The organism is Shigella sp. SIG6, from assembly GCF_053555815.1.
Window position 1 is genome coordinate 1 of record NZ_JBQZXC010000118.1, and the last position, 10,797, is coordinate 10,797.

Genomic DNA, 10,797 nt, shown 5'->3' on the forward strand with positions numbered 1-10,797 from the left:
TTATCCTCAGATAAAAGGGCTGGAATACCAGCCCTTGTTCGTGTTAATCCCAGCTCAGAATAACTTTCCCGGACTGGCCCGAACGCATAGCGTCAAAGCCCTTCTGGAAATCATCGATAGAGAAACGATGGGTAATGATCGGCGAGAGATCGAGGCCAGACTGAATCAGCGCCGCCATCTTGTACCAGGTTTCAAACATCTCACGACCGTAAATGCCTTTAATGAACAAGCCTTTAAAGATCACTTTGGTCCAGTCGATAGACATATCAGACGGTGGAATACCCAGCATCGCAATACGACCGCCGTGGTTCATGGTATCGAGCATGGTACGAAACGCTGGCGGCGCGCCGGACATTTCCAGACCGACATCAAAGCCTTCGGTCATGCCCAGTTCAGTCATCACATCATTAAGGTTTTCTTTCGCGACGTTAACCGCACGGGTGATACCCATTTTGCGCGCCAGCTCAAGGCGGTATTCGTTAACATCGGTGATCACCACATTGCGTGCACCAACGTGTTTCGCCACCGCCGCAGCCATAATACCTATCGGACCTGCACCAGAAACCAGCACATCTTCGCCCACCAGATCGAACGACAGCGCGGTATGCACGGCGTTACCGAAGGGATCAAAAATGGAAGCCAGGTCGTCGGAGATATTGTCGGGGATTTTGAAAGCGTTGAACGCCGGAATCACCAGATATTCGGCGAAGCAGCCCGGACGGTTAACACCGACACCAATGGTGTTGCGGCACAGATGGGTACGACCGCCACGACAGTTGCGACAGTGACCGCAGGTGATATGGCCTTCGCCAGAAACGCGATCGCCGATTTTGAAGCCTTTCACTTCCTGACCAATACCTACCACTTCACCGACATATTCATGGCCCACGACCATCGGCACCGGGATGGTTTTTTGCGACCACTCATCCCAGTTATAGATGTGAACGTCAGTCCCGCAGATGGCTGTTTTACGGATTTTAATCAGCAGATCGTTATGCCCGAGTTCCGGTACAGGGACGTCGGTCATCCAGATGCCCTCTTCCGCTTTCAGTTTGGATAACGCTTTCATCTCACATCCTCAGGCGATAACGCCCAGTTGTTTACCAATACGCGTGAATGCTTCTACTGCACGCGTAATTTGCTCAGGGGTATGCGCCGCAGACATCTGGGTACGAATACGCGCCTGACCTTTCGGAACGACCGGATAGAAGAAACCGGTGACGTAAATGCCCTCTTTTTGCAGCTCTCGGGCAAATTTCTGCGCCACTACCGCATCACCAAGCATGACCGGAATAATGGCGTGATCGGCTCCCGCCAGGGTAAAGCCCGCCGCCGACATTTGCTCACGGAACTGACGCGCGTTCGCCCACAGACGGTCACGCAACTCGCTACCCGCTTCAACCATCTCCAGCACTTTGATGGAAGCGGCGACAATCGCTGGTGCCAGCGAGTTGGAGAACAGGTACGGACGAGAACGCTGGCGCAGCCACTCAACCACTTCTTTGCGCGCCGCGGTATAACCACCAGAAGCCCCGCCCAGCGCTTTACCGAGCGTGCCGGTGATGATGTCAACACGCCCCATCACATCGCAGTATTCATGGGAACCACGACCATTTTCACCGACAAAACCGACCGCGTGGGAGTCGTCTACCATCACCAGGGCATCGTATTTATCTGCCAGATCGCAAACGCCCTTCAGATTGGCAATCACGCCATCCATCGAGAACACACCATCGGTGGCAATCAGCACATGACGCGCACCGGCTTCACGCGCTTCTTTCAGACGAGCTTCAAGCTCCTGCATATCGTTGTTGGCATAGCGATAGCGTTTAGCTTTACACAGACGCACACCATCAATAATAGACGCGTGGTTCAGTGCGTCGGAGATAATGGCGTCTTCCGCGCCCAGCAGCGTTTCAAACAGGCCACCGTTAGCATCAAAGCAGGAAGAGTAGAGAATCGCATCTTCCATCCCCAGGAATGCCGCCAGTTTTTGTTCAAGCTCTTTATGGCTGTCCTGAGTGCCGCAAATAAAACGCACCGAAGCCATGCCGAAACCGTGAGAATCCATTCCCGCCTTTGCTGCCGCAATCAGATCCGGATGATTCGCCAGCCCGAGATAGTTGTTGGCACAAAAGTTAATGACGTGGCTTCCATCAGCCACGGTGATATCTGCTTGCTGCGCAGACGTAATAATGCGCTCTTCTTTAAACAACCCTTCCGCCCGTGCGGTTTCCAGATCGTTGGTTAACTGCTGATAAAATTCTCCACGCATTGCGATTCTCCAGACAGGGCAAATTCCAGCACATATTACCCAAACTTATAGGTCGCGACGAGATGATGCGTTAACACTTCTGCAAAATTCAGGATAAATAACGTGTATCTTGATGTCTCTCAACACCTACAGATAGTAGAAAAACTGTACAGTTTTGGCTGAGCATAATGATGAGTGATTTTACTGCATTGATATAAAAAGAAAAAATGATGCCAAAGCATCATTTTTCCTATCTCAGTTGGCATCAAAACGCTACCCACTAATGGAGGGAAACCTATTTTCTTGAAAGGAAAATTCTCAGCGCCTGCATTTTTGCCCCTAAAGTGTTACTCCTGAAGCAGCGAAACAAATCGAACCATTTTCCTCTCCCCAGATAGTTTAGGTTGAAGAGATCGGAACGTTTGTAATAGCACATGACAAAAATGCCCTGGTCATCGTCCACAATGTTATTGTTTAGTGTTATTTTTTGACTTTCCAGAACTAATTTATAGAATTCTTTCCATTTATGCTGTGAACCAACAATTGCGCCCCCAATAATATATACATGATTGCCAATCATGAAATCAAAAGCCTGTTGTTGAGATGTAACAGTAAGCCCTTTTTTTATAGTGAAAAGATGCATCTTATTTTCATCAAATGGGAAATCCCAAATTTTCAATCCTCGAGTTACATTTGGCTTACGGCAATAGCCAAAATCTATCCACGCAATAAGAGGCGTTTTCACTAAACCCATGTTGATAGCTTTATTTACAAAATAGGCCTTAAGGTTACATACCAAAACATACTCTGGTGACCAGTACTCTGGGTTTTTTAATTGTCGAGGCTCAAGTCTATTTGTAAACGACTCATCTTTTTGAATTTTTTCGATACGACTTCTGATATATCTAAATTTCTTTTTTATATCGATAACGATAACCGTTGTTGGTTTTCCGTTGCGAATCGCTTCAATCCTTGGTTTCAAATCGGGAGAAGTGAAAATAATCATCTCATTTTCAAGTGCGGCCAGACGCTCAAAGTAACTAAAATAAACATCAACTGAACGAGCTAGTTTTTCACGGAACCCTTTATTAGCAGTCCAATCCCCTCTACCAATGTCAAAATATGCAGTGATAATTGTGGTGGATGATTTCATTACTAATAAGACCATTAATATAAAAAAAGAATTATATCATAAATATTAACAGAATGTATACTGTATATTATCCATTCAAATGATTCCGTTATTTATCATACATCGGAATATTGATACTAAAGCACTATTCACATGCAAAACCAACATCCGCCATGAAGGACTAGCTAAAACCCAAACTAGTTTGTTGCAATTAGCATCCTTGCACCTCTATGTAAAGGGCTGAAGGGATTCGGATGTGATGGTATGATTACAGACATTCGTGTCTGAGATTGTCTCTGACTCCATAATTCGAAGGTTACAGTTATGATCATCGTTACCGGCGGCGCGGGCTTTATCGGCAGCAACATCGTCAAGGCCCTGAATGATAAAGGCATCACCGATATTCTGGTGGTGGACAACCTGAAAGACGGCACCAAGTTTGTGAACCTGGTGGATCTGGATATCGCGGACTATATGGATAAGGAAGACTTCCTGATCCAGATTATGGCTGGCGAAGAGTTCGGTGATGTCGAAGCGATTTTCCACGAAGGCGCATGCTCTTCCACCACCGAGTGGGATGGCAAGTATATGATGGATAACAACTATCAATACTCCAAAGAGCTGCTGCACTACTGTCTGGAGCGCGAAATCCCGTTCCTGTATGCCTCTTCCGCAGCCACCTACGGCGGACGCACCTCCGACTTTATTGAATCCCGCGAGTACGAAAAACCGTTGAATGTCTACGGTTACTCAAAATTCCTGTTTGATGAATATGTTCGTCAAATCCTGCCAGAAGCGAACTCGCAGATTGTTGGCTTCCGCTATTTCAACGTTTATGGACCGCGTGAAGGCCATAAAGGCAGCATGGCGAGCGTCGCTTTCCATCTCAACACCCAGCTTAATAACGGTGAATCACCGAAGCTGTTCGAAGGTAGCGAGAACTTCAAACGTGACTTCGTCTATGTGGGCGACGTGGCAGATGTAAACCTGTGGTTCCTGGAAAATGGCGTTTCCGGTATCTTCAACCTCGGCACCGGTCGTGCAGAATCCTTCCAGGCAGTAGCAGATGCTACGCTGGCTTATCACAAGAAAGGCCAGATCGAATACATTCCGTTCCCGGATAAGCTGAAAGGCCGCTACCAGGCGTTCACTCAGGCAGATCTGACAAATCTGCGCGCGGCGGGTTACGACAAACCGTTCAAAACCGTTGCTGAAGGTGTAACGGAATACATGGCCTGGCTGAATCGCGACGCATAAGAGCTCTGCATGAAAATACTGGTGATCGGCCCGTCTTGGGTTGGCGACATGATGATGTCGCAAAGTCTCTATCGCACGCTCCAGGCGCGCTATCCCCAGGCGATAATCGATGTGATGGCACCGGCATGGTGCCGTCCATTATTATCGCGGATGCCGGAAGTTAACGAAGCTATCCCTATGCCTCTCGGTCACGGAGCGCTGGAAATCGGCGAACGCCGCAAACTGGGTCATAGCCTGCGTGAAAAGCGCTACGACCGCGCCTACGTCTTACCAAACTCCTTCAAATCTGCATTAGTGCCTTTCTTCGCGGGTATTCCTCATCGCACCGGCTGGCGCGGCGAGATGCGCTACGGTTTACTCAACGATGTACGCGTGCTCGATAAAGAAGCCTGGCCGCTAATGGTGGAACGCTATGTCGCGCTGGCCTATGACAAAGGCATTATGCGTACCGCACAAGATCTGCCGCAGCCATTGTTATGGCCGCAGTTGCAGGTGAGCGAAGGTGAAAAATCATATACCTGTAATCAATTTTCGCTTTCATCAGAACGTCCGATGATTGGCTTTTGCCCGGGTGCGGAGTTTGGTCCGGCAAAACGCTGGCCACACTACCACTATGCGGAACTGGCAAAGCAGCTGATTGATGAAGGTTATCAGGTGGTTCTGTTTGGCTCTGCGAAAGATCATGAAGCGGGCAATGAGATTCTTGCCGCTTTGAATACCGAGCAGCAGGCATGGTGTCGGAACCTGGCGGGGGAAACACAGCTTGATCAAGCGGTTATCCTGATTGCAGCCTGTAAAGCCATTGTCACTAACGATTCTGGCCTGATGCACGTTGCGGCGGCGCTCAATCGTCCGCTGGTTGCCCTGTATGGTCCAAGTAGCCCGGACTTCACACCGCCGCTATCCCATAAAGCGCGCGTGATCCGTCTGATTACCGGCTATCACAAAGTGCGTAAAGGTGACGCTGCGGAGGGTTATCACCAGAGCTTGATCGACATTACTCCCCAGCGCGTACTGGAAGAACTCAACGCGCTATTGTTACAAGAGGAAGCCTGACGGATGCGGGTTTTGATCGTTAAAACATCGTCGATGGGCGATGTTCTCCATACGTTGCCCGCACTCACTGATGCCCAGCAGGCAATCCCAGGGATTAAGTTTGACTGGGTGGTGGAAGAAGGGTTCGCACAGATTCCTTCCTGGCACGCTGCCGTTGAGCGAGTTATTCCTGTGGCAATACGTCGCTGGCGTAAAGCCTGGTTCTCGGCCCCCATAAAAGCTGAACGCAAAGCGTTTCGTGAAGCGCTACAAGCAGAGAACTATGACGCAGTTATCGACGCTCAGGGGCTGGTAAAAAGCGCGGCACTGGTGACACGTCTGGCGCATGGCGTAAAGCATGGATTGGACTGGCAAACCGCTCGCGAACCTTTAGCCAGCCTGTTTTACAATTGTAAGCATCATATTGCAAAACAGCAGCACGCCGTAGAACGCACCCGCGAACTGTTTGCCAAAAGTTTGGGCTATAGCAAACCGCAAACCCAGGGCGATTATGCTATCGCACAGCATTTTCTGACGAACCTGCCTACAGATGCTGGCGAATATGCCGTATTTCTTCATGCGACGACCCGTGATGATAAACACTGGCCGGAAGAACACTGGCGAGAATTGATTGGTTTACTGGCTGATTCAGGAATACGGATTAAACTTCCGTGGGGCGCGCCGCATGAGGAAGAACGGGCGAAACGACTGGCGGAAGGATTTGCTTATGTTGAAGTATTGCCGAAGATGAGTCTGGAAGGCGTTGCCCGCGTGCTGGCCGGGGCTAAATTTGTAGTGTCGGTGGATACGGGGTTAAGCCATTTAACGGCGGCACTGGATAGACCCAATATCACAGTTTATGGACCAACCGATCCGGGATTAATTGGTGGGTATGGGAAGAATCAAGTAGAGTGTCGTTCTACAAGTATGTCTCTTGCAGATTTGCCAGCTCAAACCGTTTTTCAAAATTTAAATCTTGAAATAATAACCAATAAGTTGACATCGGAGATAAGATGACCTCAACATTATTTTTCTCTCTCGAGAAAAAAAACTGGATAGCGTACTGGAACAGAGCTCTCGTATTCTTATTCATTACCACCTATTTTTTGGGTGGGATTACAAGGTATAAACATCTTATTGTTATTCTTATGACAATAACGACAATCGTCTATCTCTGCAAACGGCCAAAACACTATCTCTCACTATTTAAAACATTTCTTTTTGGTAGTGTTGCCATATTAACTATTGCTGCATTGCTGTCACTTCTTCAATCCCCTGATGCAGGTGCTAGCATGAAGGAAATTTTCAAAGCTATTATTGAGAATACTTTACTATGCACAATAGCAATACCGGTCATATTGAGAGACGAGAAAAGAGAAGATGTCGAAAAAATCGTTTTCTTCTCATTTATTAGTGCGTTGGGCTTACGCTGTTTTTCTGAATTGATTACCTATTATAAGGACTATCAACAAGGGATAATGCCATTCGCAGATTATAGACACCGTAGCATTTCTGACTCGATGGTCTTTTTATTCCCTGCATTGTTAAATTTCTGGCTTATCAAATCAGCAAAATACCGCATTTCTTTTGTGGTTCTAAGCGTTATTTTTATTTTTCTGATATTAGGAACTTTATCCAGAGGGGCCTGGCTTTCCGTGTTAGTCATTGGATTAATATGGATTCTGATGTTTAAACAATGGAAGTTACTATTAGTAGGAGTAATGGTTTCCATCATTGCATTGTCGGTTATTTTCACACATAAGGAGATGACCGCAAAGCTAACGTATAAACTTCAACAAACTAATAGTTCTTATCGCTATGCAAATGGTACTCAAGGCAGCGCACTCGATCTAATATTAGAAAATCCTGTTATTGGTTATGGTTACGGTAACGTTGCATATAAAGATGTCTATAATAAACGTGTCATTGATTATCCAGAATGGACCTTTAGACAATCAATAGGGCCACATAATTTTGCGCTATTCATCTGGTTTGGCACTGGTTTATTAGGGCTGGTAAGTCTTATGATGCTATACTGTGCAATATTGAAAGAGTGTATAAAAAATGGCGTCAAGAATAAATATCGCTCACCATATAATGCATATTATATAATCTTACTATCTTTTATAGGTTATTTTGTTATCCGTGGAAACGTAGAACAAATTGAACCAAATTTATTAGGCGTTTACGCCGGCTTATTATTAGCGATGAAAAACAAGTAAAAAATAAAAAAGGCTGCATAATGCGGCCTTTTTATTTATTCAAACCAATTATGAATAACCTCTTCGAATCTTTGAGTTACGCCATCCCAACTGTAGTGATCAAACACAAAGTCCTGACCTTGCTTTGCAACTGCTGTTAATTCAGGATTCGCTAACGTTTTTAAAATATCGCTGCTTATGGAGTCTGCAGTCATAGGTTCTTTTAAATGGAATCCCGTAGTATTTTCTTTGACAAATTCCGTCATCCCCCCACGCGTACTCACTAAAACAGGCTTACCAGCACCCATAGCTTCAATTGCCACCATGCAAAATGGTTCCTGGAACTGGGAAGGAATGACGACTAAATCTGCCAGTGGGTAATAACAATGCATCTTTTCAGGCGGTATGCTTCCTAACATAATGCAACGATCCTTCAAACGTTTTGCAATTTCCCTGACATTGCGTTGATATGCACCTTTGTCACTTTTACTCATTTCTGTATAATCACCAATCACAACTAATTTTAAATTTTTGTGAGCAGCGGCCAATTTTTCGAATGATTGCATCAACAGCAATATGCCTTTGTCAGGGACGATACGCCCAGCATAAAAAATAATTTTCTCTTCAGGGGAGATATTAAGTTCGCTTCTAGTGATCGGCTGAAAATTAGATTGATAGGTTTCTAAATCAATTCCATTTGGTACAATCTCAATATCTGCATTTGCTAAATAAGATTGGTAATACTTTTTCAAGTATAAACTAGGGACTATCATTTTAACATTTTGCTCAAGCAATTTTGGTTCAAATGCATTATGCATATGTATAACCACTCTTGCCTGAGGAGCTCGCTTACGAATTTGAGTGTATAGCTTCATGCTATTATGAACTACAATAACACTTTCTTTCGTTATAGGAAAATCATGTGCAATATTCAATATTCTCTGTGAATATGGAAGAGGATCAAGTCTTGTCCATTTTTGAAATAACCGCTTATATATGCGACTGAATCCAACCCTATGAATACTACAATTATCATTAACAAAGGTGTAATTTGAGTATCCTGGATTTTTGATACAAACAATACGATTTGGAAAATTGGTACGCTGAGCAACCTGATACATCCACGTTTCAACAGCAGCCGCTCCGCGAGGAGGAATTGAAAAAATAGGAGTAACCGTAAATATTATTTTATCAACCATCTCGTATATTAACCTTTCATAACATTATATTTAATTGCTGTAAAAACACCATCGAGAAATTTTTTCTGGTAAAGCAAGTGTTTATATTTTTCTTTGTGCTCATGTTTTTTAACAGCTTTTTTATAAGGTATATTTCTCCATGGTGATATATTATAAATATTACGAAAATAATCTGCAGAGGCGTAGTTCGCCCAATCATGCCATGGCTTAGTTATACCAGTATAATGTATGAAGACAGTGTCATCATTAATAAACCGGGTGTAATATTCACTATTTTTTTCTTCAAATTCTGACTTTATAGTATAAATACAATTATATTTTCTCGGTAATATTTTAGCATGATGTAGAAACATTAAGTTTAAAATATCTTGATCCGGGTACTTTAATTTTTTTATAATTGACTCATCTGATAATAGATCAAAGAATTTTTCCGTTAATCTTTGTTTTAACCATTCCCGTAAATTAATATACATTACACCAGAGTTAAAATAGCTACCGTTAAAATCCTCATTACACAAACGCTCAGCGCTTTTACTTTGCATAGCATCTACATCAATTACCACTGCCCCATATTCATCTTTAAACTCTAATGCTATTAACTCGTTCAATGAACCCTTACAGACGATATCAGCATCAAGATATAATAATGAATCCAATCGCGCAGAAAAATAATCAAATGAAAGCAAACGATAATAAATAGATACTGGCCAGATATTTGATTGAGGTAGCGCCTTCAATGGCTCAGAATCAATATGATATAATTTAATTACTGTTTGATACTTCGTTGCTAATTGTGATAATAATTCAATATACTCTTTGTCTAAGTAATCAGCGATTATGTGAAAGGTAAATTTGTTTTGTTTATTCTTTTCAAGAATTGAAGCAATTGAAATCGCAGCCCCAACCTGGTAGTTCTCATCAATACCCCATGAGACATTAAACGTTTCCCGTTCATCAAGTTTAACGGGGCGCTTGTCCAGTTCAATTATATCTTTAAATTGAGTAAGATGTTTAAAATCCAATTTAATTACCCTTCATCATAATCATTATTTGCTCTTCAATCCTAGTTTGACTTTTACATCCCTGATTACTTTTTTAATTTTCTTTTTGAATATAAGATATGTATAGCCAAAGTCTTTCAATTCATTTTTTATATTATAGTGCCGTTCAAGATCAATGCGATCTTTTGCTTTTAAAACAGCGGTTGTTTTTTTACCTGAAAGGTCAATTAGTCTTAAACCTTTTTCGGATACTATAAAATTTCCTTTATGAGGATCGCCAGACACCATTCCATGCTGATGCAACTCTTTTATCGATTCTGATAATTGATCCTTCAGATCTTCAGAAATTTCCAAATACTCATTTAACCCGACACCTTCAATATACTCAATGAGCATAATATAATAATGAGCGAAATTTAATGTTTTACGTTCAGCTAGCAAAAAATAGTCATTAATTGATTGGATGCCTTCACCACGTACCCGATCGGTTTGATAAATTAAATTTTCATAATAATCTTTTTTTATGCAAGATTTTAAGAAACGTTCGGTCATTTTATGCTTTGGCGCATAAACTTTAAGTACAAGAGGTCCACGAGCAGTGTCAATAAGAATGACTTTAGTATCATCAATAGAACGAAAAACTTTTAATGTTTTAACCCTGCAAGTTAAAAAGTCATTTAGAACTTGCTCATAAAAGGGATCATTATCTTTTATGAAG

General features: G+C 43.2%; 10 protein-coding genes. 4 read left to right on the forward strand and 6 right to left on the reverse strand.

What is annotated here, in order from left to right:
- Window positions 1-43: 43 nt before the first annotated feature.
- From tdh to yibB, 3 genes are all read right to left on the reverse strand, one after another.
- Window positions 44-1,069 carry an L-threonine 3-dehydrogenase gene (gene tdh / locus ACUU1M_RS16065; protein ID WP_000646018.1) on the reverse strand — a complete coding sequence of 342 codons (1,026 nt, stop codon included), beginning with the start codon at window positions 1,067-1,069 and terminating at the stop codon, window positions 44-46.
- 9 nt (window positions 1,070-1,078) lie between these two features.
- Entirely contained in the window at window positions 1,079-2,275 is a 1,197-nt protein-coding gene (gene kbl / locus ACUU1M_RS16070) for a glycine C-acetyltransferase (RefSeq protein ID WP_001213834.1), read from the reverse strand.
- A 274-nt stretch (window positions 2,276-2,549) separates the two neighbouring features.
- Window positions 2,550-3,407 (reverse strand): protein YibB, encoded by an 858-nt coding sequence (gene yibB, locus ACUU1M_RS16075; RefSeq protein ID WP_000842815.1) that lies wholly within the window; start codon window positions 3,405-3,407, stop codon window positions 2,550-2,552.
- 303 nt (window positions 3,408-3,710) lie between these two features.
- Here yibB and rfaD point away from each other — a divergent pair, with 303 nt between their 5' ends.
- From rfaD to rfaL, 4 genes are read left to right on the forward strand one after another with little or no spacing between them, the layout of a single operon-like run.
- The gene (rfaD, locus tag ACUU1M_RS16080) at window positions 3,711-4,643 is read left to right on the forward strand and encodes an ADP-glyceromanno-heptose 6-epimerase (RefSeq protein ID WP_000587750.1); all 933 of its coding nucleotides are present in this window, start codon (window positions 3,711-3,713) and stop codon (window positions 4,641-4,643) included.
- A gap of 9 nt (window positions 4,644-4,652) precedes the next feature.
- Entirely contained in the window at window positions 4,653-5,699 is a 1,047-nt protein-coding gene (gene rfaF / locus ACUU1M_RS16085) for an ADP-heptose--LPS heptosyltransferase RfaF (RefSeq protein WP_000699228.1), read from the forward strand.
- Window positions 5,700-5,702: 3 nt separating this feature from the next.
- Window positions 5,703-6,695, forward strand: a complete 993-nt coding sequence (rfaC, locus tag ACUU1M_RS16090) for a lipopolysaccharide heptosyltransferase RfaC (protein WP_001264565.1) — start codon at window positions 5,703-5,705, stop codon at window positions 6,693-6,695.
- Window positions 6,692-7,900 carry an O-antigen ligase RfaL gene (gene rfaL, locus ACUU1M_RS16095; protein WP_000204747.1) on the forward strand — a complete coding sequence of 403 codons (1,209 nt, stop codon included), beginning with the start codon at window positions 6,692-6,694 and terminating at the stop codon, window positions 7,898-7,900. The genes rfaC and rfaL overlap by 4 nt, the downstream gene beginning before the upstream one ends.
- A gap of 35 nt (window positions 7,901-7,935) precedes the next feature.
- Here the strand turns inward: rfaL and ACUU1M_RS16100 are convergent, their stop codons facing one another.
- The 3 genes from ACUU1M_RS16100 to rfaY all read right to left on the reverse strand — a co-directional run.
- Entirely contained in the window at window positions 7,936-9,078 is a 1,143-nt protein-coding gene (locus ACUU1M_RS16100) for a lipopolysaccharide N-acetylglucosaminyltransferase (protein WP_000227811.1), read from the reverse strand.
- Between the two features lie 8 nt (window positions 9,079-9,086).
- On the reverse strand, window positions 9,087-10,100 hold the full coding sequence (locus ACUU1M_RS16105) for a UDP-glucose--(galactosyl) LPS alpha1,2-glucosyltransferase (protein ID WP_000346002.1): 1,014 nt from the start codon (window positions 10,098-10,100) through the stop codon (window positions 9,087-9,089).
- A gap of 24 nt (window positions 10,101-10,124) precedes the next feature.
- The coding region (gene rfaY, locus ACUU1M_RS16110) for a lipopolysaccharide core heptose(II) kinase RfaY (protein ID WP_238874663.1) at window positions 10,125-10,797 on the reverse strand (673 nt) is incomplete at its 5' end.

Coding starts and splice junctions, on each gene's coding strand:
- tdh (WP_000646018.1), bottom strand. CDS start 1,069: ATGAAAGCGTTATCCAAACTGAAAGCGGAAGAGGGCATCTGGATGACC.
- kbl (WP_001213834.1), bottom strand. CDS start 2,275: ATGCGTGGAGAATTTTATCAGCAGTTAACCAACGATCTGGAAACCGCA.
- yibB (WP_000842815.1), bottom strand. CDS start 3,407: ATGAAATCATCCACCACAATTATCACTGCATATTTTGACATTGGTAGA.
- rfaD (WP_000587750.1), top strand. CDS start 3,711: ATGATCATCGTTACCGGCGGCGCGGGCTTTATCGGCAGCAACATCGTC.
- rfaF (WP_000699228.1), top strand. CDS start 4,653: ATGAAAATACTGGTGATCGGCCCGTCTTGGGTTGGCGACATGATGATG.
- rfaC (WP_001264565.1), top strand. CDS start 5,703: ATGCGGGTTTTGATCGTTAAAACATCGTCGATGGGCGATGTTCTCCAT.
- rfaL (WP_000204747.1), top strand. CDS start 6,692: ATGACCTCAACATTATTTTTCTCTCTCGAGAAAAAAAACTGGATAGCG.
- ACUU1M_RS16100 (WP_000227811.1), bottom strand. CDS start 9,078: ATGGTTGATAAAATAATATTTACGGTTACTCCTATTTTTTCAATTCCT.